The sequence below is a fragment of the Microcoleus sp. LAD1_D3 genome (genome assembly GCF_036702135.1).
Lineage (GTDB): Bacteria > Cyanobacteriota > Cyanobacteriia > Cyanobacteriales > Microcoleaceae > Microcoleus.
Window position 1 is genome coordinate 114238 of record NZ_JAUBSB010000007.1, and the last position, 23114, is coordinate 137351.

Sequence of the window (23114 nt, forward strand, 5' to 3'; positions counted from 1 at the left end):
GGTTGACTGTTGACTGTTGACTGTTGGCTGTTGGCTGTTGAGTGCCCGATCGATTTTGAGTAAGAAATCAATCTGGATTTATGCACTCTCGTGTCTCAAACCTCGATCCCTCCTAGCCCCCCTTAATAACAGGGGGAAACAATATCTGTAGGGGCAAACCCCCCGTGGTTGCCCCGATGCCTGAAACGGCCATTCGATGGTCGTGGGGGGTAGGCACGGGGGCACTACCCCTACAAAACCCTGATTTTCCTGAGAATGAAACAGCCCTGGGATGCGAGGGGGATCTAGACTCAGCTATAAGCCAGATATAGGCCAAACAAAAGGGCCCAGAGTTAACTCTGGGCCCTTTTAATGCTTTAAAGTGGCTTTCAAATGGTTTAAACCATTGATTTTACGTCACTTTTTTTATGGAACTGGGCAGAATCGAACTGCCGTCCAAAGCGGGTATTTACCTTCCGATCGTTCACAGGTTTATCCCTTCTAATCCTCAGGGCGGGAACCATCTTTATCCCAAATGGGGGGATTTTCTAGTGATTGCTTTCCCAGCTAGCCGACTAGAAACGTTTAGCTAGGGCATCCGTTGGGGGTTGTTATGCTACCGTTAACGGAGTGAGGTGGCATACACTCTAAACCAAGCTCAAGAAGTTTTTAGGCTACAGCTACGGCTTTGCGAGCGAAAGGAACGATGTTGTTCGCATTTACTATTTTTTTTGAGCCGATATTAACGAGAGTAGACTCCCTCTCGACCTGCATCACGGAGCAGCTTTCGCCACCCTGTCGAAACCATTACAGCCCCTCGTGTGTTCTTTTATGATAGACAATATTTCGTGTTGCGTCAAGTCGATTTTGGATTTTCGATTTTGGATTTTCGATTTTGGCACAAAGCTGAGTCGGGAATATTTACATCGTGTACCATTTTCTTGAACAGGCTTTCCGGCCTTTTGCACAAGAGTTAAGTTTTCCTGTGGGGTGGGCCGAAGAGCCCGCCCAGGTTTCTTGACAAGGGTACAAAATGTCAGCCATGCCAAGTTTAATGCAAGTTGTCGTCCCAGACGCCGATGTAAATCCGATCGCGCTCATTGCGTTCGATCATCCCTTCGAGCGAACCCTTCCTAAACGTAAACCGATTACTCCGGCGCTGCTGCACGTCGCCCAAGCCTTGCAAAATCTCCCCGCTGGCGCCGCCCACCATCCCGTTTAAGGCGGTTCGCACCACCAAATCGTCCACCGACTGGGCAAAAGAACCCTCTGTTTGTACTAGCTCGCCCGAATCGCGATCGTAAATGTAGCCGAGAGTAATCCGGTTCGGCAGCACTTCGTAAAGTGCGGTGCGAGTATTTGGCCAATAGCCCCGCGCTTGAGAGTCAGTCGGTTCTCCCAATTCGGATAAAATCTGACTTTCCGCCGTACCAACGGCATACCCAGGGATTGTGGGAGTCTTCTGATAATTGGTTCCCGGTTGTTCGCTGGGTGCGGGCGATCGATCTGGTGGCAACTCTTTGTCAACAAGTTTTTCTGTTGGTGTGGGTTCGGCTGCCTCGGGAGAAGGCGCTGGTGTTGGCGCTGGTGTTGGAGTTTCAGCAGCAGGCGCTGGAGTTTCAGCAGCAGGCGCTGGAGTTTCAGCAGCGGGCGCTGGAGTTTCAGCAGCAGGGGCTGGAGTTTCTCTGCGAGTCGGCGAGAAAGGCGTTGGTGTCGGCGCGGGAATTGGTGCGGGGCTTGAGCGCGCCTGTGGATCGGCCGGGGCCGAAGTGCGATCGTCCTGGGCTACGGGTGCGGGTTCCGAAGACGGCCGGTTGAGGAAAACCCTAGCAATACCGACAAAACCTGCAACAATAAGTGCGATCGCCACGAACCCCAAAATCCACCAAACCTTGCGGTTGTTGTTCCCTGAAGGCACCACTGCAGGCGCTGTTCTGGAACCCGCAGGCGACTGAGGCCCGTGTCCCGGAATCACCGCCACCGTCGGCCCGGTGCTCGGCGACGCTGCACCAAGAGGCTGCCCATGCAGCAGCGACAGCCACTCATCCACGGTAGCAGGGCGATTTTGAGCTTCTACGGTCATCCCCCGCATCACCGCAGAGCTGACAGTCGCACTTAGCTGAGGCCGCAAGTCGCGGGGTGAAGGCATCGGCTGACTGGTACGCAAAATTGCAGCTACCGGCACCTGTGCTGTCAGTAAAGTGTAAAGCGTCGCCGCCATACCGTAAACATCTGTGGCGGGCGTATATTTTCCTTGGGCGAAATACTGTTCTGGGGGCGCGTAGCCGTCGGACACCATATTAGTATGACTTTGGGTTGCACCAGGAGTAAACTCGCGGGCAATTCCAAAATCAATCAGCACGACTTCCTGAGTACCTTGGCGCAAAATAATGTTTTGTGGTTTGATATCTCGGTGCAGCAAACCCTTTTGATGAACTGCCTTCAACGCAGCCCCAATTTGAGTGATGTAGAGAATTGCAATATTTTCTGGCAGCGGATTATTTGAACCGACTACATCGCCCAAATTCTGACCGGCTATGTAATCCATCACCATGTAAGGCTGCCCGTCTTCGACAAAAAAATCGCTGACGCGCACAATATTGGGATGGACGCAGGAAGCCAACCGCCTCGCTTCGTCTTGAAACTTGCGATCGAACTCAGCAAAATTGGGTTGCTGCCGCAGAGATTCGTTGAGGGTTTTAATGACTACAGGCTGTCCTAAATAGCGGTGATTTGCCCTGAAAGTAATTCCAAAGCCGCCGCGGCCCAATTCTTGTTCGAGGGTGTACTTTCCACCCTGTAAAGTTTTGCCGATTAGCGCATCCATAGGTTCAGGCGATCGCGTACCAGATAATATGGCTGATTATGGCACGTATGGTCGGCCAAGTTACCAGTCTAAATGGCGATCTAGGATTGCGATCGGCGTTGCCATTCCTTCCCGAATCGATTCCACGTATGGTGCTACAACTGCCCCAGCAACTTATCGTAATCTGCGTGTGAACCAACCCAAAACCAGATCGCAGTGTCTCCATCCAACTGACCAACTGCTCGATAGTTTTGGCTAATTCGGGCAGAATAGATTGGTAACTCTGGATGCACCTTCTTGAAACGCAGGCTGGGATGACTTGGGTTTTCTTTGAACTGGCGATAGGCCGCGCGCGTCTGCTCTTTAACTTGTTGAGGTAAATCAGCAAATAATTTACGGAACTCGATTGTAGTGCGTGAATTCACAATTTTTCTGGATCGAGTTCTTGGGTTTTGCCTGCATGATACTCAGCCATTGCGGCCGCTGCGAGTTTAGCAAGAGCATCGGGGGAACGGGAGAATGCTTGATCCCAACGCATATCGTCTGCCGAGTCAGCTTCAGACAATAACACTGTATTACTACTCTGTCCTGCCATAACCATGGGTTGATCCGCCATCTTAGTCATTGTCATGAATACAAGAACAACAACAGGCATGATGTAGGCGGCTGCTTTACCTATTACTGGGGCGATTGCTGCTGAAACAGAACTCACAAGAGTTTTTTGTAGTACCTCTGACGAAGAAAGTAGCTGTTTGTGTTCATCAGCGTATTTTTCATCGCCGCTTAAGAATTTTTCAATTTCATCCCGGACTTTTTCAATAAATATATTTCTCGGTTGTTCGGCTCCAAATGGGAATGTGTTCTCTGGCATTGCATTGAGCCACTGTTTCGCTGCCTCTTCGTAAGAGTTAGTGGAATCCACTAACTGCTTTATCATTTTTTGTTGGTATGTAGGCAGCGTTGTGAGCCACTCTTCATTATCAACCTGAAATAATTGTTCTAATTTATTTTCCATATCTACAACATTTCCCTAACGTACTCAACAGAGACCGCATGAGTAGTCTGATGGAGGGTATGCGGATCTACTCCACCCAATGAAATACCACCTCCACCACCCGGAGCATATGACCCAATCAGGATAGCAACAAGCACTGTAGTTTGTGCAGAGAATATAGGGCTGCCAGATTGACCTGGGCGAGCTTGAGTGTTCAGTACGACTTGCTTGGTTTTGACTATTCCATTTTTAATTAAGATTCTTGCACCTATCTCAGTTCGTTGATGAGTGAGTACCAATCTTCCATGATCTGCGTGAGGATAACCAAAAATATCAACAACAGTGCCAAAATTAAGAAGATCGGTGCTACCCATGGATATATTAGAGAACGCATCAATATCGGCAGACAAAATACACAAATCTGTGAAAGGATCAATAGCTTCAATGCGAACCGGAATCATCTGAACTTGAGAATCAGAAGTATCTTGATAGTCATTGATGCTCGAATTATAAGGTTTTACAACCACGACCAGATTTTGCTCATCTTTATTAGTAACATGGGCAGCCGTAACAAACTTTCCGGGACTATTTAGTAGAGTTGCTGTACCAAGCAGCGATACCCCATTTGCTCCGTTTCGTCCGACCGCAAATACCATGTTGGCGAGAGATGAGTATGACATTTGACTTCTTACGATTAAAGTATGAACTTGCCATATAACTATTAATTTACCGCCACTTAAATATAACACTCTCATTGAGAGAGCATACCGCGCAATCATCAAAGTTATGTTTCTAAGTCGAGTAAATCGTACCGCAACTCTAACATCATACCTTATCAGAGTATCAATTGCCGCAGCAATAGCTCGCTCTTTCTCGAACCGTCTGTCTCGTCGGCTCACTGATTGACATCTTGAGCCACCCTCATTGCATTGATATGGGTAAAGATGCGATCTAATTCCCCAATGGCGTCGAGTTCCGCTGCCTCATCTGCCATTAGTTGGTCTGCTTTCTTCTTCTCTAACAATTGTTCCATGCGCTGTTGGAGCGATTCACTAAATTTGAACAACTTCCACCGATCGACTTTTTCAATGCAAATCTCATGGATTAACGAGGAGGGTTTGTTGAGAATTGAAACCATTGTATGCTCAGCTCTTCGGGTTTTAGGTAGTGACTAGATTATAGCTTTTATTCAATCTGCCAGATTTAATGCTCCAACCGAGAACCTTCAAATTACCGCCAAAACCAGTGACTTAAACAGCCAAACGGCGTTACAGTTCAAGTCGGATGATATTCATCCCTGCTTATTTGCCATCGCCATATCTTGCCTTCTTCAGGATCGTCCACCTCTGCAATGAACTTCATTCCCACTTTTTGCAACACGCTATTCGAGGCATTTTTTTCAGCTAAAGTGTGAGCGATGACTGCTTTCACCTCCTCGTGAGCGAAAGCATAATCGATCATTCCCTGTGCCACCTCAGTTGCAAATCCACGATTCCCATATTCGGAAGCAATTTCATAACCTATCTCTATAGTCCCCGACTCATCAGGTGAGCCTTTGAAACCTCCATTGCCGACAAGCACTTCATTTTTGGGATGAATAAAGAAGTAGTTGCCCCAGTCAGTTGGAGGCGGATTGGATTCGCAAGATTCGTCAGCAGGGAGGGAAAATGCTTCCGGGAAATGAGGCCAGCTATTAGGCACTATGACATTTAAAATTGCTGCAAGCTCGCTTTTATTGCGCAAGAAAGCTTCTACGTGAATCCTTTCGACGGGAAGTAGTTGAAGATTGTTAGTTTTAATCATTTTTCTACCTTGTTTAACCCATTATGAAATAACACTATAGACGCTATCGAAACGCAGTTCTCGGAACCCTAGCGAGTTGGTAAGCCCCCCGACTGTCCACCAATTGATATTGATTGGGCTGCAATCCTAATTGCACAAATTTCTCTGGATATCCCAGCACCAAAATAGAGGGAGAAGTTGGGTTTTTAGATTCCTTAATGTAGTCGATCGCCTTTGTGACAGCTCGGTAGTAAGTCACCTGCCCTTGGGTATAAAAAACTAGACTTGGTTTCCAGAAACCAACCATAATAAACTCTTCCCCAGGCAGTTTTTGTTGAACCGCAACCTGCGCTAGCTGTCTCAGGGGTAACTGGCGGTTGATATCGACCACTTTGTAGGCCGGAGTAAGACCGAAGATGATAAATGCTACTAACCCGATAAGGTTAGCAACCAAAATCCAGCGCTGTTGCCGCTTCCAGAGTAAAAGTGCGATCGCCACTGCTGTAATTATCCAAATCGCACCGCCGACAATCAGCAACCCCGACTGCTGAATTGCTTGGGGAAAATTGGGCATAGCCGGGTCGTCTCCGAGCCAGTTGTAGCAGTAGAAAGTTGCTCCGGCTATAATTAATAAAAATATGACATTGAAAATGTATGTAACTAACAGCCCTCGCGGTAAAGAATTAGGTTTTTTTTCTAACTTTGCCCGCCTGTTTTCTGGTTCGTTGCTTGCAATAATATCGCTCCACAGCAGCGTTACCAAAATCGCAGCGGCGGGGATTAAAGGCAATACATAACTGGGCAATTTGGTCACGGCGATCGTGAAAAAGCCAAAGATGCAGCCGAACCAAAATAGGGCAAATAAACTCAACTGAGCCGATCGCGGTTGACGACGCCAGTAACTGCGCTGCCAAAAACGGGTACGGGCGATCGCCACAGGCAAATAAATCGACCACGGTGCAAAACCAACTAGCACTACAAAAAAGTAAAAATACCAAGGGGCAGAGTGCTTGTTGACTACTCCAGTAAAACGCTGGAAATTGTGATAGCCAAAAAAGCTGTCAATATAAGTTTGACCATTGGCTAAAATAACGAAAATGTACCAAGGTAGGGCGATCGCCAGAATAATCAAGATTCCCGACACCGGACGCATTTCACGCCAAAGTTGCCGAAAATTTCCCAAATAAAGCCCGAAGCTGCCAACAATCAGCGCTGGGACGACAATTCCCACAGGCCCCTTAGCCAGAATTGCTAAGGCAATTAGTACGTAAAAAGTCAGATACCACTTATTGGGAAATCGGGAAGCGGAAACAGGGGAAAATTCTGCTTTTTCTCTCTGTTCTTCGAGGGTGTAACCGAGAAAAAATGCGAGCAGTGCCGCACACATACAACTAACTAATAGCATATCTGAAACGCCAGTCCGTCCCCAGGCAATAGTTTGGGGATTTAAAGCTATTAGGGCAGCACCAATCCAAGGAGTAGAAAAAAAGAGTGGGAGACGGCGAGTTTTGAGTTTTGAGTTTTGAGTGGGGAAGAATTTTCCTTCTTCTTCCTCCTTCCTTCTTCCTTCTTGCTCCTTCCTTCTTCCTTCTTGCTCCTTCCTTCTTCCTTCTTCCTCCTTCCTTCTTCCTTCTTCCTTGGAGAGGGTATAAAATCCGAGGCAAGTCAGACCGATCGCGCACAAAGCCGAGGGAAGACGCACGGCCAATTCGTTAACGCCCAGAGTGCGGTAAGCCACCGCCATCAGCCAGTAAATCAACGGTGGCTTGTCAAACCTGGTTTCGCCGTTGAAATAAGGAGTAATGAAATCCCCTGTCACCGTCATTTGACGGGCGGCTTCGGCAAACAAGGGTTCCGTTTCGTCAACTAAACCGATGTTGCCGAGATTCCACAAGAAACCCACCCAGGCGATCGCGCACAGCCATAAAATCGATAGCAGCAAAGGTGCGATCCTCTTCGTTGGCGTAGCCCCCGTAGGGGCGGGCTTCGCTAACGGGCGATTCCTCAACTCTGACAAATTTTTAATAACTTCCTTCACCCAAACTTCCTGCGATTTTAGATTTTAAATTTTAGCTCGCTTAGAGAGTCTATCGAAAGATTCGCATTCTCGAAACTCCCAATTTGATCGAATGCGGTTCAACAGAGATGTTGCACCATTCTCAACAAGGCTTTCATGGGCGGGATCTCCTGCCCAACCCCCTACTCCCCACAAGAAAATTCACTCTTTGTGGAACAGGCATCTTGCCTGTTCTATATAATGATGCCGCTATGTGAGGTTAACTCACATCTTGCACCATTCTCAATAAGACCGTATCAACCGGCTTTCTCGACCAAAATCTCGGCACCTGCTGCTAAGCGTTCACGGCTGCAAAATTAATTGCCATTCTCCGGCTGTGCTGTTCCAAGCCGGCGAGGGTGTCTCCCCAGCGACAAAAGGCCCCCAGTAGCGGCGAGAACCATCCTGAGCAAAAACCACCAGAATGTCTCCCCGTTTGACTTGTAAATTCCCCTCCGGCAGCGATAGCATCAGGCCCTTGCCGCCGCCTTCCCCCGGCGCAAAATCCCAGTGCGCGGGTTTGCCGTAGGATTCCTTGGCTTGCCGTTTCGACAGCAGGGCCACTCGCACTGGGTGTTCGCTGCGATTGCTAACGCGCAGACGGCCGGAGGCCTTAACATTTATAGGGATTGAGGAAAGCAATTCCTCCTCTGGATCTGGGGGGGTTGGTGTTGAGTCGGGCTTGGGCTCGCTGGCGGTGCCTGCAGAAGCTGTCGGAACCGGGGGTGTGCGGGGATGTGCGGTGGCTTGTGAGGGCCAATCGCTGGAAGGATTTGAACCGTTGGAGATAGTGATTTCAAAACGGCCTAGAAACATTCCTGTAACTAGGACGATCGACACTCCAATTACGATCTGGTAAATTTTAAGATTCATAAATTTTAGGCTTAAAGGATAGGCTGCACCCGAAATTAGTCTTAACTATTTTTAATGTAAAACCAGGGTCTGCTGTGTCACAAGATACAGTTACACTTAATTACTTGAGCGTTCTCGGCTATAAGTCGCCGATCGCTCAATACCATTTTAGATGTTAAATTTTAGATTTTAGATTGCGACATACTGACCCCGGTAAGGATTTGAAGTTGGTCGGGAGGGGCATTTGTTTACTCATCGGTATAACTTTTAATACCAGTTGAAAAAAACAATGCCACTATAAGCCATTGCTCCAAACCCCAGTATTTATCAGTGATTCCCCATCTCAAATCTCTAATATCTCATCTCAAATGGTATAACTTTTATGCAGAATACCCGAATTAACAGATTAATTGATGTTCTCGGCGAGCGATTCCGAGGCTGGCTGAGCAATCCTTGGCGGCGGATTTCCCTCCTGCTAATTAGTCTGCTATTCGGCACTTTTTTGGGAACAGCTATTTCGACGATCGCCGGACAGTCTGCGGATTGGGATATTATCGCAGCCGGGCTGTTGGTGTTATTGACTGAGTTCGCGAGCTGGCTGGTTTACGGCGGCCCGCGGCCTGTAGCCCGTTCTTTTTGGGTGGAGATGCTCAATGCTCTGAAAATTGGCCTGACTTACAATTTATTTGTGGAGGCTTTCAAACTGGGTTCCTAACAAAAATGCCCGTCATTCTAGGCGGGCAAAGAGGGTGGATCTCAATTGATACTCCCCGACCTAATCCTCGATCGTGTCGCCCACATCCGAGACCACAAATTCCTCTTCAGGCTCTAGCAAACCGTTCTGGTTCTCGTCATAGCCCAAACGAAGCGGCTTGCCATTGCCATCCCAGCTACTGTAGTCAATCAGCAAGGTTTCGTTATCCGCCAAGGTGATGCCATTATCCGCCGAGTCGAATATCTCAATGCTTTCATCCCTAATCCGCTCCATCGCGAGGCTGAAAATTGTATCCCCTGTCGGTGATGACGTGACCACTCGCATCCGCACTAAACGCGACTCTGCATCAATATCCAGCACAACCGTATCATTCGGTTCTAGCTCAAAATCATTGAGGAAAAAACTAAAATCCGCCTCGGGTGTTTCAAACCCCAGGAATAGCTCTGGAACTTTCCCAGTTTGCGTAGTGTAGTAAATTTCCGAGTCGGTGGGAACAATGAAAATTTTATCGGTTTGATTGGGTTCCAAATCCAAACCATCGACCTCAAACACATAGCCAGAGCCGAGGTAGCTGACAAACTCAGAGTCTGTGGGTTGGCTGGGGGCTTTGAGATCGAAGCTCACGAACCCATCATTGGAGAAAGTGTAGTAAGTCTGAGCTGGGTTCTCCCAAGAACGCAGACTGCTAGGAAATGTTATCTCGATCTTGGGCGCGTTAGGAAAAAACCTACTAGCTTCATTCCCTTGTGTTCCCAAAGCACCCTGATAGGATGTATACGAGCTATCGATGTTTGTTTGAATATTAGTAGGTAATATTCTTATATCTCCAATCAATAGATTGAGGTTGTTGAACGTTGCTATGGGGGGCACTGATATCGGGATTGCGTTTTCGGTTAGTGGCAAGTTAAACGGTGTGCTGTTGGCCTGTGCGGCCGATCGATCTGGTGGTGCGCTCGATGCAGTCGCAGCCGAGAAAGCCCAGGGTTGCGTTCCGAGGCGGGGATCTATCGGCTCAAAACCCAGGGTTTGGCTCTGAGCATCGCCGCGATAGTCATCCTCCGTTAACGTTGCATCCGGCGAATAAAACCACGTATTCGCTGCTGTATTGATGATAATTTCCCGGTGTTCTTTGGGATAATTGCCATCGTAAACCTTGATGGATACCTGATTATTGGGCAACTCAGTTAAGCTAATCGGCGCGACGGAATGCCCCCCGGAACCATCGGGATTAGCGAACCGCAACGTCCCCACCGCCGAGCCTGGAGTGTTAAAACTATTCCGCAGAGCTGCTAAAACATCATTAGGGGAACTTTTGACCGTGGTGTCCCGATCGACCAAAGCGGTGGCATACCAATAAGCAATCTCGCGCTGCAACTTCGCGTTCCCCTCCACAGTCAAATCCGCCGCCCGTTCCGCTCCAAAATCTTGGGGACGAATCTTTCCTTGGTACATCAACAAACTCAGCACCGAAAGCCCTTCACAAAAGCCATCTTCCATCGTGCTGTTCGCCCACTCCATCCACTTCTCGGCGGTTGGAGTCAAGGAAAAACTACCGTCACTGCGGACTGGACTCGCCAAGACGACATCGCCAAACATCCGGCGCATTTCCACCGGACTGAGGGTGGCATACTGCGGTGATGACTTATAGTTAGCAAAGCTAAACCCGTCTGCGTCTGTCGAGAAAACAGATTTTGCTGCGATCGAGGGGGTTGGCAATGGCTGCAGGAGCGGCGGGATTGCGGCGCGACCTTCCTGCATACCGTATTCCAGATAATGCTGAAGGGGACTGAGTTGTTTTCCGGGGTTTGTCGCGATCGCCACTGCTACGTCAGGATTCGCTTGTAAGTAGTATGTAGCATTGAATTTAGCACCGATCTCGCGCCCTTCAAACTGACCGAATTTGACGAAATGGGAATATGCTGTCAAAGGGTCAGGCTGTGCGGCGCTGGTGGTGATCGCCACCCTCACATCGGGATTTTTCTGAAGATATTCAGTAGTGTTAAATTCAGTAATCGGATCGCGCCCTTCGTACTGACCGTAACTGATGAAATGATCGATCGCCGTTATCTTGCCTGCCTGAACCGCCTCTGCCACACCTGGATAGGCTGAGAGATAAAATTGCGTATCAAACAATGGGCTCGGATTGTAACCTTTCTGGTTACCAACACTCAAAAAGTGAGTCAGTCCGCCGATCGCCTGCGCTTTGGCTTCTGGGTAGGTTCTAATATAATAGGATTCGTTGAACAATGAATCGATTTCCAGCATATTTTGTGAAGAGTAATCGAATCGATGGGCGTTTGAAAATTATACGATAAATCCGATCGGCATTCGGCAACCGAGCGAGCCGCGATCGACGATGATTTTCAATTACAATATAAATATAATGAGTATTGAGAGCATAGAAAGCATTAGCCATTCAGAGTTGGGCGTTGCTGATTTACGGTAGGAAAGGCTAAATATGCAAATCATAGAAACCAGTATTCATAACGCTTCGGGATTTTCAACTGATTTTTTTTCATACCCTGATTAAGCAACGCCCCGAGTTGCAAGTAAGTATAGCTTTTCTGACATGGTTGAGGTACACTTAAAAATTTGTAGGGAACTGCCCCCGCGTCCGATCGCGAGATTGAAAAAGATGGATCGATCGAACTTAAATCCTCTAGAAATTTTAGAAAGATGGAGAATCGGCGATCGGGCGATCGCCCGCGAGTTAGAATTGCTAACCGCTTGGGAACTTGCGGATAATTTCCGATCGCGCGCTTTTGGCATTACTCCCGACAATGCAGCCGATGTTGTCCGCTGCAAAACCGATTTGTTCTTTTCTCTGCTTGACGAATTGTATACTTTCCCCCTCAAGTCAACTGTTTTTCTCGAAACTTTGTGGCATCTTTGGCTGCCGCTGGCAATGCAATTATCGACTGCCAAACAAAGTTTAAACCGTCCTTTAATTCAAGGAATTTTAGGAGGGCAAGGAACGGGAAAAACTACTTTATGCCAAGTTTTGAGGCTGATTTTGGGAAAATTGGGATATTCTACAGTCAGCCTTTCTTTAGACGATCTTTACAAGACTTATGCCGATCGCCAACTACTCCAAAAAGCCGACCCGCGTTTAATTTGGCGCGGCCCCCCCGGCACTCACGATCTTGACTTGGGAATCGCAGTTTTAGACAATTTACGCGGTTCTCTAACTCACAATTTAGCAGCAGTTGAGAATCCCAAATCTGATGCCCTCAAACCGGATATAATTAAAAATATAGCAATTCCCAGGTTTGACAAATCTGCCTATGGAGGTGCAGGAGATAGAAGTCAACCCGAAATTATTTCCGCTGTGGATATTGTACTGTTTGAAGGTTGGTTTGTCGGTGTGAATCCGGTGGTTGATGCCAAATTAAATGAGTTTTTGGCGGGTGCACCGTTTCCGATTTCCACAGAGGGCGACTGTCAGTTTGCGCGCGATATGAATGCGAAGCTGCACGACTATCTGCCGCTGTGGAACCGATTAGATCGGTTGATGGTTTTGTATCCCCAAGATTATCGCATTTCTCAAGTCTGGCGCAATCAGGCGGAACGGGAAATGATGGCGGCGGGGAAGTCGGGAATGTCAGAAGCTGAAATTAATCGGTTTGTCGAATATTTCTGGAAAGCGCTGCATCCCGAGTTATTTATTAAGTCGATGCTGGAGGGCGATCGGGTGGATTTAGTAATTGAAGTTTTGGGTGATCGCACTGTCGGCCAAATTTGTCGGGCGATCGACTTACAACTAAGTGATTAGGAACAGTTAAAATTAACCCCTTAAGGACACAACAATGTTGTGTCCCTACCCTATTGCAGCCTTTAAGGACACAACAATGTTGTGTCCATACTGTATTGCAGCTTATCGTGCACTCACTTGACAATTCAGGACTTATGAAAAAAGTGATTTGACGCGCGAATTAGAGGGGTAAGGCGGGCCATAAGCACCCTACAATACAGAGGTTTTGCATCGAGGATGGAGAATTTCTAAATTAACTGCCGGGAGTCCCAAGATCGATCGCTTTCTGGATCAAATCGTCGGTAACATTGCCCGGGATACCTGCGGGCGTAATGTCCTGAGCCATCGAACGAAAATCAGCGGGATTACCGCTTGAATCTGCCGGAAGGGGGATATCTTTAGGAGCGGGAATAGCAAATTTAGGTGCAGTTGCAGCGGCTGCAGCTTCGGCGCCGGCACCCGTGCGATCGATTTCACTAACGCTGAATTCTTTTGAAGCTTCGTAGTCTGCTGATACATCAACGGTCGGCAACTTTTGTTCTCCAGCTTGCGCGCTTTCAGTGATCTGAGCAGCGTCAAAGTTTTCAGTGTTATTGGGTTCTGTATTGATTTCAGACATAGCCGACTCCTTGCTAGTTTTATTTAACAATTCACTGTATCAATTATCACTTGAATCCCAGGCTTTTTCATCTACCCGGAGATGTATCGTTGGCTTCTATCTTAAGAATGATTTATTCTAGGGTAGTGCCTTAACATTACACCACTTTCCGAAAAGAATGCAGCTTTAGGCAAGCTCCCAACCCATACATACTCAGCCCTTCCCCATTGTTTAATCTAAAATCTAAAATTTAAAATCTAAAATCGTATTACCTCTCGGGGATGGTGACTTGCACTTACAAATCTTGATACTTATATATTCTGGAAACATTTTTAAGGAATTTTATTTATGAACTCACCCGCCGCGACCAATCCTCACTCTCTCTCCAACGACACTCAAAACATCGTTCAGGCAATCAACGGGTTGGGTACAGATGAAAAACTGGCGCTGCTCTACTTTGTTTATGAAAAAATGGGAGATTCAGTTACACCAGCCGCTCCCGCCGCCGCCGACCCACAATTAGCTCCCATGCTGCTCGATGATTTTTACAAGCTTTCCCATGACCAACAACTGAATATAATGCGCGGTATTGTCAACCGCGACGACACGCCGTATTCTCACGCTTACGGAGCTTTAACTGCTAACAATCAGTTGGTGGTTTGGTATGCTTGGGCTATTGGTATGGGGGAAACAATTGTCGATATCCCTGAAGGATATGAGGCAACTGAGGCTGTCAATGGCGTGTTGGGTCACATTGAAGGTCTTGATTTTGAACAGCAAATTTCGGTGCTGCGTGACGTAGCTAATAATATGGGCTACACCGATGTTAAACCAATTGCTACTCAGGCCGAAGTAGGGAAAACTTCTAGTCTTTAGATAAGACTCGACAGTTCAAACCGCTGCTGAGAGTCAAACGAAGTTCGTCTCTGTGGACTAAATTGCCTACCTTACCGTGACAATTTGCAGGTCAAACCTTTTTTTGCCTTAGTCCTGTATAAGTAGGGTGCTCTTCGGCGCACCTTACTGCTATAGAACCGATTTGACATCTTTTCTTAAAAAATAAAAGGTCAGAACTATTTTGATGATTGGCATGACGAGAAGGATGAGCACAAGCGCCACGTAACTCATCCCGGTTTACAGGCCGCGATCGCCAAGATACCTGGTCAAGCAGGGCAACTAATCGGTTTACTCGATATTCTTTGGGAAACGGCCACCGGGGAAGTTGATGTTGTTTCGTCCATTCCTGTAAGCCGCGTAGAAGCCGGGTGCAAACTGGCTGAGTTCTACTTGGGACAGGTAACGCGGCTGCAAGGGGATGGGGATGTCTTGAATGGCGAAATGCCCCCCATCTTGGCAACGCTGTTAGAAAAGGTGAGACAATTTGGTTTGCTGACAATTCTTAATCTAGCGGGTGTATCTACGAAACCTGCCTTGAGGTTAAAGCTGGAGGTTAAATGTAAGTCAAACTTGATTAATGACATTCCGGTTAGCGTTCTCCGATTTGCTGTCGCCACATGGCGTAGTAAAGCCCCTTCTGAGTCACCAGTTCATCATGGTTTCCACTCTCCACGATTCGACCTTTTTCCAAAACAAAAATCGGATCGGCGTGCATAATCGTAGACAATCGATGGGCAATCAAGATTGTAATTTGCTCTTTCAGGGCTGAAATTTCTTTAATTGTTTCAGTAATCTGCTCTTCGGTCAGAGAATCTAACGCAGATGTTGCCTCATCGAAAATCAACAGCCGTGGTTGACGAATCAAGGCGCGGGCAATGGAAATCCGCTGCCTTTCACCGCCCGATAATTTGACACCGCTTTCACCAATTATTGTATTGATACCTTGTTCCGATTGGGCTAGTAAATTGTCACAGGATGCTTGTTTGAGTGCTGCAATAATTTCTGCATCGGTAGCATCCGGTTGGACAAATTGCAGGTTTTCCTTAATTGTGCCTGCAAATAAATGGGTGGACTGGGTGACGAATCCAATTTGTCGCCGTACCTGGTTGTACCGAATATCTTTGGTGGAAATGTCGTTGTAAAATACTTCTCCGGTACTAGGTTGATATAAGCCCACTAGCAATTTTACCAATGTTGATTTCCCCGACCCTGAAGGCCCAACAAAGGCGATTGTATCCCCCAGATTTGCCGCAAAAGAAATTCCATCCAGAGAATTTTGAGATGCTCCCTGATGTCGAAAGACAACGTTTGAGAAGCTCAAACGATTCACCTGTCCAATCTCAATGGGTGATTCAGGTCGGCGTTCAATCGGTTTTTGCATCAGTTGATCGAAGTGCTGCAACGATGCTTCGGCTTCACGATAGGTCAGAATAATGTTGCCCAGTTCTTGCAGCGGCGCAAAAATAGAAACAGAAATAAATTGCATGGCAATTAACTCGCCTGTGCTCAACACATCTCGAAAAATGAGCCACAGTAGTGTGAATAAAATGGAGAGCTTTAGCAAGCTAAGCGTCGTTCCCTGCAAAAACGATAAGAGCCGGATTTGTTTTACTTTCTCCATTTCCAGGGCAAAGATTTGGACGGTTTGTCCTTGTAAACGCCGAATCTCTGGGAAAGTTAGCCCCAAACTTTTGATCAGCTCAATGTTATGCAGCGACTCGGTAATAAACCCAGAGCTTTTAGAAGTTTCGCGCATAATTGAGCGTTGTTGTCCTTTGATTTTTTGGCTCAAAAGTCCGGTTAATCCCCCTAAACCCAACACGCCAACTACAAATACGGGTACCAGTGCCCAATGTTTGGTCACAGCATACCAAACCAGAAAACCCACTCCGACGATTGACGAAAATAGGGTATTAATAAACGAATTTATAAAGCGTTCTGTGTCACTGCGAACCTTTAACAAAAGGGCTAGCGTTTCACCGCTTTGCTGGTTTTCAAATTCCTGATAAGTAAGCCTTAGTGTTTGTCGTAACCCGTCGTTAAATATCTGCGTGCCAAATTTTTGCACTACCAGCCTGGTCATGTATTCTTGTATAGCTTTGGTGAGTCGTGATAATACTGCAACTGCGACTGCGATCGCTAATAGCACCAGCACCCCAGAGACTAGCTCTGCATCCGTTTTGGTTCCCCGTTGGGTGGCGTAATCGTCAATGATTTTCCCAAAAATAATCGGGTCTACCAGTGCTAGAACCTGGCTGATACCGGCTAGTAATAACGATAGAACGGCAAGCCATTGATAGGGCTTTAGGTAATTCCAGAGAATACGCATTGACTTATCTGAATTATGATCGAGTAGGTTTTGATCAGCTTTTGTTTGAGTATAGAGTCTATTTGACATCATCTTTTACGGTCTTGTGCTAACGTCACCATAAAAGCACAAACCATCAGCCATGCCTTACTGTAGCAGCCTAACGGAGTCAGAATGGGAATTAATTGAACCCATACTACATTAGCTATTGCCTACGAAGAAGCAGACGCTTACCATCCAACTGGACAAAGAGAGAAATCTTGGATGGAATCTTTTATCAATTAAAGAATGGCTGCAATTGGCAAGACTTACCTGCGTGACTTGCCCCCGTACTCAACCTTATATAGGCATTACAAGCAGTGGCGGTCTCCGTGAGTGATAGAAGAGCTGATGAGAGTATTACATTCGCAAGTGCGTGAGCAGGTCAATCGATTTTAGATTTTAGATTTTAGATTTTAGATTGACCCCACGGATAAATGCGGGGGCTTGAGGATTTTCGATTTTCGATTTGGGATTGATTCCACGGATAAATCACGTGGCGGGTACCATCAAGAAATTCGTGGTCAAAAAAAAGCCAAATGGACGACTTTGATCATGATAAACTCACTCTTCAGTTAAAAATACTTGTAATGCCAATATTGAATCATTCATGTTTGTGTTTCTACAAATCTATAAATGGTATTAAAAGACACTTAGCGGTTGATAGGCTTGGGTTTCCCTTCTTTACCCACGGAACTAAAGCTAGCGTATGAGATGATGCTGGTTAGATGGAGATGTTGAGTAAAAACATCGATTATTTCAAGTCTAAACCTGTAAATATTCCCAAGATTACGATTTTACTTGATCACGGCTATCACCCTGAACATCTCACAGAAGAATTAAAAAAGATTTATCCACAAATCATGACGAAAATCAAGTTTGAACTCTCGAACAAACCATCAAAACCAGACAAAAAAGTACAAAGAAAATCCGGATTTGTACTGGTTAGAGCCAGGTGGGGAAGAGAACGGTCAAATGCTTGGGTGGAAAGATGCAAAATTTTAGTCAAGAACTTTGAGAGAACTTTGGATAATGCGACTGCCAAGCTCAACCTTTGTTTTATTCGACTGATGCTTAAAAGGCTTGCACCCTCTTCTTAGATGTCAAATGGGTTCTATATAATGTTTTCACTCAGCAAGTGAGTTTTTTAGGGTAAATTTTTCGCGGGAATTCCATCCGAAATGTCGAACCTTTTTGGGGTTGACTTTCGGCAGTAATTGTGCCGTGGATCATCTTTACTAAAGAGGCACAAATAGCTAGTCCTAAACCGGTGCCTGAATAGTGACGGGTTGTGGTTTGGTCGGCTTGGTGGAATTTGTCGAAAATGTGGGGAAGATCGGTTTCATAGATGCCGATTCCTGTATCCTGAACACTGATAATTAGCCGATCGCTATTTAATTCCCGCACTTCAATGCCAATGCTGCCCCCAGGCGTGAATTTAACCGCGTTGGAAACGAGATTGACCAAAACTTGCCGCAGGCGCAACTTGTCATTAACTATCAACTGATCCTGCAAGCACACGCTGACGGACATTACCACATTCTTTTCGGTGGCTTGATTTCTGAATTCCAGGGCGACATCCATTACTAAATGCGCTAAATCAAATTCTTCAATTTGTAATTCTAGGTGACCACTCTCGATTTTGGAGAGGTCGAGGATATCGTTAATCAGCAGTAGCAGATTTTTGCCGTTATGTAAAATGCGCCCCACCATTTCTTTTTGCTGGGCGGTCAGCAGTTGTTTGTGCTGGCGCAGCAGCAATTGGGAAAAGCCGATAATCGAATTCATGGGAGTTCGCAATTCGTGGGACATGATGCCCAAAAATTGCGATTTTAACTTGGCTGCTTCTAGCAGTTGCAATTTTTGCTGTTGAAGGCGTCGGCCCTGATTTTCCAGTTCTTCCTGCTGGCGAATTAGCAGCTCGTTTTGCAAGTCTAAAAGCTGTTCCTGCTTTTTTAATTTTTCGATCGCCAGCGCGTTGTTAATTGCGATCGCAGCTTGTTTTCCCATCACCGCCAGCAGTTGCTGAGTATGCCGGTCAATCGCCGTGCTGTCTTTCCCGTTGCCGATGGCTAACACACCCAAACGCCCGCTTGGCCCCGAATCGATCGCCGCTGCACAAGCCGCCGCCGGCAGCAAGCCGTCGCTAGACTCCGACCGGCACAGTACAGACTCTCCCGTCGCAAATGCTTTCCACAGCAGCTTGTTTTGCACGTGCGGGGTTTTGCCCCCACCAAAGTTTTCCGTGCCCCCGACAGCGCTGAGTTTGAGGCCGCTGCAATCGGACTCCAGGAGAGCAACTAGGCAAAATTCCGCTCCTGCGATCGCCTCTACAGTCGCGTCCGCGATGGCTTGCAACAACTGACCCAAGTTACCCGCGCGCTGGCTCAACAGATTTGTAAACCGATCAATCGCGTGCAAATCCCGCCCCCCGTCCCTTAGCGTCCCGGCTTCGCACAACTTTTCTGCTTTGAAGTTGGCTTCCGAGCGCGCTTGAGGGGGCAAAAATTCTGATCCTGCTTGGGGATCCACTTGAGTTTGTTGCACCGCGTCCATATCTGTGTAGGTTCCCACCCATTCTAAAACTTCCTGACTCTCTGGATTAGCGGGCGTTGCTCTGGCCAGATTCCAGCGGTAAGTGCCCTGTCGCGTCCGCAGACGAAATATAATTTCGTAACTTGGCGGCGGGAACTCACCAATGCGCGACTTCGCCAACAGACGAGGACGGTCTTCTGGGTGGATCTGCGCCAGATAGCCGAAACCCAAAGCTGCTGCTGCTGGTACCCCCGTATATTCCTCCCAGCACTGACCTAAATAAGTCACCCAGCCATCGGCATATGCTTTCCAAATTATGTGAGGAGTTGCCTCCCACAGGCGATCGTCCTGAGTTTCGCGGTCGCAAACTTGCTGTTGGGGGGATGTTATTTCAGATACTTTGTGTAATATTTCCCCGTCGGAAAACTCTGAGGGAAAAGAGTTCTTGCCGTGATAGTGAGTCATAACAGGTTTTATAAATAACCATAGAACTTGAGCCCTAACACCGGCTAAAGACTCGTACTGCTAGCTTTATTTATTTTGACGGCCCAAGTGCCTCAAAATTTTTTATACTTTAAACTTATCCGGGTAGTGGTATCTTTACCTCTATCAAGGGGCGGACAATGAGATAATTCAGTTAAACTGTTGAAACATTGAGAGCTTACCTGTCCCGATGAAGGGTCGTGCAGGCATCGCCGCCAAAGAACTTAAAAATTAACTTGCTTTCTTGGCGGCTGCATGAGTATGCTTGAAAATGATGTGCGGCCTGTCAAACCATAAATCGGGACACATTCTCAAATTTACTCAGTTTGGCTGGGTCAGTTGACGATATTTTAAATGTTTAGCGGACTATTGGAAGAAAGATGAGTAAAATTCGCGTTGCTTTGATAGAAGACCATGACCTGACAAGAGTCGGCATCCGCACAGCTTTACAACAGCGTGACACTATAGAAGTTGTCGGCGATGCAGCTAACGCTACAGAGGGATTGAAACTGCTTCAGTCTTCAAAACCTGACGTGGCAATTGTAGACATTGGCTTGCCGGATTTTGATGGCATTGAACTTACACAAAAGTTCAAAAAATCGGTAGCGGAGTCCGATCCCGATACAAAAATTTTGATTCTGACTTTTCAGGACAATGAAGAAGAAGTTCTGGCAGCTTTTGCCGCCGGAGCTGACTCTTACTGCATGAAAGATATCAGCTTCGATCAGTTGTTGGATGTAGTAAAAGTAACTCACGAAGGTAACTCTTGGATCGATCCGGCGATCGCCCGCATCGTCCTGAAACAAGCTCGCACTCAGGAGTCCGCGCCGGAAGAACCGAAGGCTGAGGGCAAAAGAGTCACAATTAAGGCTGCCGAACCTGAGTTCAGTCACATCATTGAGACTTACCCTTTAACCGAGCGGGAATTAGAGGTTTTGGAACTGATCGTGCAGGGTTACAGCAATGCTGCAATCGCCGAAAAGCTGTACATTACTGTCGGTACAGTCAAGACTCACGTCCGCAATATTTTGAACAAGTTGTGCGCTGATGACCGCACTCAGGCAGCCGTTCTCGCCCTGCGTTCTGGCTTGGTTGGATGAAGCCTTATCATCTGGCAAAACCAAGTTAAAAGTAGGGTGCTGATGGCGCACCTTACCACCGAAAAAGTAGGTGCGCCATCAGCACCAATTGACTAATTGTTGGCGAAAAAATAGGGTGCGCCATCAGCACCAGCCGACGAATTGTTTATTGTTAGAATAATAGCATAGTTTCACTACACATCTATCCCAGTGCAGATATTAAAAAAAACATTTTAGAATTAAATCTACCTTAAGATAGATGCTTAAAAAATTTCATATTACTAATACTTATTGTTGAGCGATCGCAAGTTAGATAAATTTCGCTCGCACTGCCAATATTACGCGAGATCAATTCATAAAAAGCGCAGTAGAAGCAAGATTATCATACTTTTAGGAATAGTTAAGCCTTAAAGAAATTATACCCGCAGAATGATGCCTGAGTTCGCTTAAATTTGCGAAATTAAAAGTATCAACTGCTACTAAAATATTTTAGAAAGAGGTATTATGGCCGCTCCAATTGAATTTAAGTTATTTGCTCCCTACAATAAAGGAGCTGCTTTGATTGGCTCTTTTTCTAATTGGGAAGAGATTCCGATGGAAAAGGACGAAGAGGGTTATTTCCGCACCCGATTTGAGTTGGAGGATGGCGTTTATCAATACAAATTTCGCGTTCAGTCGAAAAGCTGGTTTCTGGAAGCAGATCAGTGGGTAGATGTGGTCGATCCCTACGCGACTGACATCGACGATCCTACTCAAAACGGCCTTGTTCGGATCAAAGACGGCGATCGCATTGTCGATACCTACGTCTGGAAACACGATGACAAACCGCTACCGGCCGATCGGGAATTAGTGATTTATGAAATGCACGTTGCTGACTTTTCCGGTGGCGAAGCAGACCCCCTCGCCCGCGGCAAGTACAAGCATGTCGTCGAAAAACTCGATTACCTAGTCGAACTCGGCATCAACGCGATCGAACTCATGCCCCTCAAAGAATACCCAGGCGACTACAGTTGGGGCTACAACCCCCGCTACTTCTTCGCTGCCGAGTCCAGCTACGGAACCACAGAAGAACTCAAAAACCTGATAGACGAGTGTCACGGCCGCGGCATTCGCGTCATCATCGACGGGATTTACAACCACTCGGAATCATCGGGCCCCCTGACTCAAATCGATCACGATTATTGGTATCACCACGAACCCCGCGATCCAGACAACAATTGGGGCCCGGAATTTAACTACGAATTTTACGACGAAAACTTAGGAACTTTCCCGGCGCGCAGATTTGCTGGCGATACAGTCCGCTATTGGGTTCAAGAATATCATCTCGACGGCATTCGTTTCGACGCGGCGCGACAAATTGCTAACTACGATTTCATGCACTGGATAGTTCAAGAAGCCAAAAATGTCGCCGGCCCCAAACCGTTTTATACCGTTGCCGAATACATTCCCGAAAATCCCAGCATCACCAATCTAGACGGGCCGATGGACGGCTGCTGGCACGACAGTTTCTATCACTCCATAATTCCACAACTCTGCGGGGACAATTTTGATTTAGAACGTCTCAAAGAAGTAATCGACTGCAAGCGGCAAGGTTTCTTGGGTTCTACGAATGTAGTCAATTATTTGAGTAATCACGACCACCATCGCGTTTTTGCCGAATTGGGCGATCGCGGAATTTTGGATGAAGCCGCCTTCAAGCGGGCGAAGTTGGGAACCGTGTTGTTAATGACAGCAGTTGGCGTGCCGCTGATTTGGATGGGCGAAGAATTTGGCGAATACAAAGGCAAAACAATTGAGCAAGCTAAAATTGACTGGACGCTGCTAGGAAATGACCTGAATAAAGGTTTGTGGGAATACTACAAAGGCTTAATTCACCTGCGTAAAAATAACCAAGCACTGTACACAGAAAACATCGAGTTTTTCCACGAAGACCCCGACTCAAAAGTTTTTGCTTATACTCGCTGGAACGATGAAGGTTCGAGAGTTGTAGTAGTGGCGAATATGTCGGAAAATTATCTAGCAGGTTACAGCGTGCCCCACTTCCCAGCAAACGGAACTTGGCACGAATGGACAGGGAATTATGATATTGAATCTGGCGATCATAATATTATGATTGACTTGCCGGAATACGAAGCGAAAGTGTTTGTTTGGCAGTAAGTTATCAGACCTCCAAAGCACTGATTCCCCATTCAAAAATATCAGGGCTGAAGTTCTTACTACCAACCAGAAAAAAATGTTGG

At 46.8% G+C, this 23114-nt stretch carries 19 protein-coding genes and 1 other RNA gene; 7 read left to right on the forward strand and 13 right to left on the reverse strand.

Going from position 1 to position 23114, the window contains the following annotated elements:
• Nucleotides 1–405 precede the first annotated feature (405 nt).
• The 9 genes from ssrA to QUA74_RS06345 all read right to left on the reverse strand — a co-directional run bounded on the left by ssrA (nt 406) and on the right by QUA74_RS06345 (nt 8490).
• Nucleotides 406–796: a transfer-messenger RNA gene (gene ssrA / locus QUA74_RS06305) on the reverse strand.
• 234 nt (nt 797–1030) lie between these two features.
• Entirely contained in the window at nt 1031–2806 is a 1776-nt protein-coding gene (locus tag QUA74_RS06310) for a serine/threonine-protein kinase (protein WP_333326182.1), read from the reverse strand.
• Nucleotides 2807–2940: 134 nt separating this feature from the next.
• On the reverse strand, nt 2941–3210 hold the full coding sequence (locus QUA74_RS06315) for a ParE family toxin-like protein (protein WP_333326184.1): 270 nt from the start codon (nt 3208–3210) through the stop codon (nt 2941–2943).
• Nucleotides 3207–3800: a hypothetical protein gene (locus QUA74_RS06320; protein WP_333326186.1), complete on the reverse strand. Its 594-nt coding sequence runs from the start codon at nt 3798–3800 to the stop codon at nt 3207–3209. The genes QUA74_RS06315 and QUA74_RS06320 overlap by 4 nt, the downstream gene beginning before the upstream one ends.
• A 2-nt stretch (nt 3801–3802) precedes the next feature.
• Nucleotides 3803–4459 (reverse strand): serine protease, encoded by a 657-nt coding sequence (locus QUA74_RS06325; protein ID WP_333326187.1) that lies wholly within the window; start codon nt 4457–4459, stop codon nt 3803–3805.
• Between the two features lie 215 nt (nt 4460–4674).
• Nucleotides 4675–4917 (reverse strand): hypothetical protein, encoded by a 243-nt coding sequence (locus QUA74_RS06330; protein WP_333326189.1) that lies wholly within the window; start codon nt 4915–4917, stop codon nt 4675–4677.
• A 137-nt stretch (nt 4918–5054) separates the two neighbouring features.
• Complete coding sequence (locus tag QUA74_RS06335; protein ID WP_333326191.1) at nt 5055–5582, reverse strand: GNAT family N-acetyltransferase; 528 nt, start codon at nt 5580–5582, stop codon at nt 5055–5057.
• A gap of 43 nt (nt 5583–5625) precedes the next feature.
• On the reverse strand, nt 5626–7599 hold the full coding sequence (locus QUA74_RS06340) for a glycosyltransferase family 39 protein (RefSeq protein ID WP_333326193.1): 1974 nt from the start codon (nt 7597–7599) through the stop codon (nt 5626–5628).
• A gap of 321 nt (nt 7600–7920) precedes the next feature.
• On the reverse strand, nt 7921–8490 hold the full coding sequence (locus QUA74_RS06345) for a hypothetical protein (protein ID WP_333326195.1): 570 nt from the start codon (nt 8488–8490) through the stop codon (nt 7921–7923).
• 361 nt (nt 8491–8851) lie between these two features.
• Between QUA74_RS06345 and QUA74_RS06350 the strand changes: the two genes are divergently transcribed.
• Nucleotides 8852–9184, forward strand: coding sequence for a DUF565 domain-containing protein (locus QUA74_RS06350; protein ID WP_333326197.1), 333 nt, complete (start codon nt 8852–8854; stop codon nt 9182–9184).
• A gap of 60 nt (nt 9185–9244) precedes the next feature.
• Here QUA74_RS06350 and QUA74_RS06355 read toward each other — a convergent pair whose 3' ends face one another.
• Nucleotides 9245–11449 (reverse strand): hypothetical protein, encoded by a 2205-nt coding sequence (locus QUA74_RS06355; RefSeq protein ID WP_333326199.1) that lies wholly within the window; start codon nt 11447–11449, stop codon nt 9245–9247.
• Nucleotides 11450–11819: 370 nt separating this feature from the next.
• Between QUA74_RS06355 and QUA74_RS06360 the strand changes: the two genes are divergently transcribed.
• Complete coding sequence (locus QUA74_RS06360; RefSeq protein WP_333326201.1) at nt 11820–12956, forward strand: glycerate kinase; 1137 nt, start codon at nt 11820–11822, stop codon at nt 12954–12956.
• A gap of 232 nt (nt 12957–13188) precedes the next feature.
• On the opposite strand, the gene QUA74_RS06365 is transcribed toward QUA74_RS06360, so the two are convergent.
• Nucleotides 13189–13554 (reverse strand): hypothetical protein, encoded by a 366-nt coding sequence (locus tag QUA74_RS06365; protein ID WP_333326202.1) that lies wholly within the window; start codon nt 13552–13554, stop codon nt 13189–13191.
• A gap of 327 nt (nt 13555–13881) precedes the next feature.
• Between QUA74_RS06365 and QUA74_RS06370 the strand changes: the two genes are divergently transcribed.
• Nucleotides 13882–14409 carry an orange carotenoid protein N-terminal domain-containing protein gene (locus tag QUA74_RS06370; protein ID WP_333326204.1) on the forward strand — a complete coding sequence of 176 codons (528 nt, stop codon included), beginning with the start codon at nt 13882–13884 and terminating at the stop codon, nt 14407–14409.
• A gap of 610 nt (nt 14410–15019) precedes the next feature.
• Here the strand turns inward: QUA74_RS06370 and QUA74_RS06375 are convergent.
• Nucleotides 15020–16759 carry an ABC transporter ATP-binding protein gene (locus QUA74_RS06375; RefSeq protein WP_333326206.1) on the reverse strand — a complete coding sequence of 580 codons (1740 nt, stop codon included), beginning with the start codon at nt 16757–16759 and terminating at the stop codon, nt 15020–15022.
• A gap of 164 nt (nt 16760–16923) precedes the next feature.
• On the opposite strand from QUA74_RS06375, the gene QUA74_RS29815 reads away from it, so the two are divergent.
• Both QUA74_RS29815 and QUA74_RS06380 read left to right on the forward strand, forming a co-directional pair.
• The gene (locus QUA74_RS29815; RefSeq protein WP_445251642.1) at nt 16924–17058 is read left to right on the forward strand and encodes a transposase; all 135 of its coding nucleotides are present in this window, start codon (nt 16924–16926) and stop codon (nt 17056–17058) included.
• A gap of 453 nt (nt 17059–17511) precedes the next feature.
• Nucleotides 17512–17877: a hypothetical protein gene (locus tag QUA74_RS06380; protein ID WP_333326208.1), complete on the forward strand. Its 366-nt coding sequence runs from the start codon at nt 17512–17514 to the stop codon at nt 17875–17877.
• Between the two features lie 31 nt (nt 17878–17908).
• Here QUA74_RS06380 and QUA74_RS06385 read toward each other — a convergent pair whose 3' ends face one another.
• Nucleotides 17909–19777: a PAS domain-containing sensor histidine kinase gene (locus QUA74_RS06385; protein ID WP_333326210.1), complete on the reverse strand. Its 1869-nt coding sequence runs from the start codon at nt 19775–19777 to the stop codon at nt 17909–17911.
• Between the two features lie 398 nt (nt 19778–20175).
• Between QUA74_RS06385 and QUA74_RS06390 the strand changes: the two genes are divergently transcribed.
• Both QUA74_RS06390 and QUA74_RS06395 read left to right on the forward strand, forming a co-directional pair.
• Nucleotides 20176–20895, forward strand: a complete 720-nt coding sequence (locus QUA74_RS06390) for a response regulator (RefSeq protein WP_006632725.1) — start codon at nt 20176–20178, stop codon at nt 20893–20895.
• Between the two features lie 483 nt (nt 20896–21378).
• Nucleotides 21379–23031 carry an alpha-amylase family glycosyl hydrolase gene (locus tag QUA74_RS06395; protein WP_333326213.1) on the forward strand — a complete coding sequence of 551 codons (1653 nt, stop codon included), beginning with the start codon at nt 21379–21381 and terminating at the stop codon, nt 23029–23031.
• Nucleotides 23032–23114: the final 83 nt, after the last annotated feature.

Bases quoted from the DNA above. Each gene is read 5' to 3' on its own strand.
- QUA74_RS06310 (WP_333326182.1), bottom strand. From the start codon at position 2,806: ATGGATGCGCTAATCGGCAAAACTTTACAGGGTGGAAAGTACACCCTC.
- QUA74_RS06320 (WP_333326186.1), bottom strand. From the start codon at position 3,800: ATGGAAAATAAATTAGAACAATTATTTCAGGTTGATAATGAAGAGTGG.
- QUA74_RS06325 (WP_333326187.1), bottom strand. From the start codon at position 4,459: ATGTCATACTCATCTCTCGCCAACATGGTATTTGCGGTCGGACGAAAC.
- QUA74_RS06330 (WP_333326189.1), bottom strand. From the start codon at position 4,917: ATGGTTTCAATTCTCAACAAACCCTCCTCGTTAATCCATGAGATTTGC.
- QUA74_RS06335 (WP_333326191.1), bottom strand. From the start codon at position 5,582: ATGATTAAAACTAACAATCTTCAACTACTTCCCGTCGAAAGGATTCAC.
- QUA74_RS06345 (WP_333326195.1), bottom strand. From the start codon at position 8,490: ATGAATCTTAAAATTTACCAGATCGTAATTGGAGTGTCGATCGTCCTA.
- QUA74_RS06350 (WP_333326197.1), top strand. From the start codon at position 8,852: ATGCAGAATACCCGAATTAACAGATTAATTGATGTTCTCGGCGAGCGA.
- QUA74_RS06355 (WP_333326199.1), bottom strand. From the start codon at position 11,449: ATGCTGGAAATCGATTCATTGTTCAACGAATCCTATTATATTAGAACC.
- QUA74_RS06360 (WP_333326201.1), top strand. From the start codon at position 11,820: ATGGATCGATCGAACTTAAATCCTCTAGAAATTTTAGAAAGATGGAGA.
- QUA74_RS06365 (WP_333326202.1), bottom strand. From the start codon at position 13,554: ATGTCTGAAATCAATACAGAACCCAATAACACTGAAAACTTTGACGCT.
- QUA74_RS06370 (WP_333326204.1), top strand. From the start codon at position 13,882: ATGAACTCACCCGCCGCGACCAATCCTCACTCTCTCTCCAACGACACT.
- QUA74_RS06375 (WP_333326206.1), bottom strand. From the start codon at position 16,759: ATGCGTATTCTCTGGAATTACCTAAAGCCCTATCAATGGCTTGCCGTT.
- QUA74_RS06380 (WP_333326208.1), top strand. From the start codon at position 17,512: ATGTTGAGTAAAAACATCGATTATTTCAAGTCTAAACCTGTAAATATT.
- QUA74_RS06385 (WP_333326210.1), bottom strand. From the start codon at position 19,777: ATGACTCACTATCACGGCAAGAACTCTTTTCCCTCAGAGTTTTCCGAC.
- QUA74_RS06390 (WP_006632725.1), top strand. From the start codon at position 20,176: ATGAGTAAAATTCGCGTTGCTTTGATAGAAGACCATGACCTGACAAGA.
- QUA74_RS06395 (WP_333326213.1), top strand. From the start codon at position 21,379: ATGGCCGCTCCAATTGAATTTAAGTTATTTGCTCCCTACAATAAAGGA.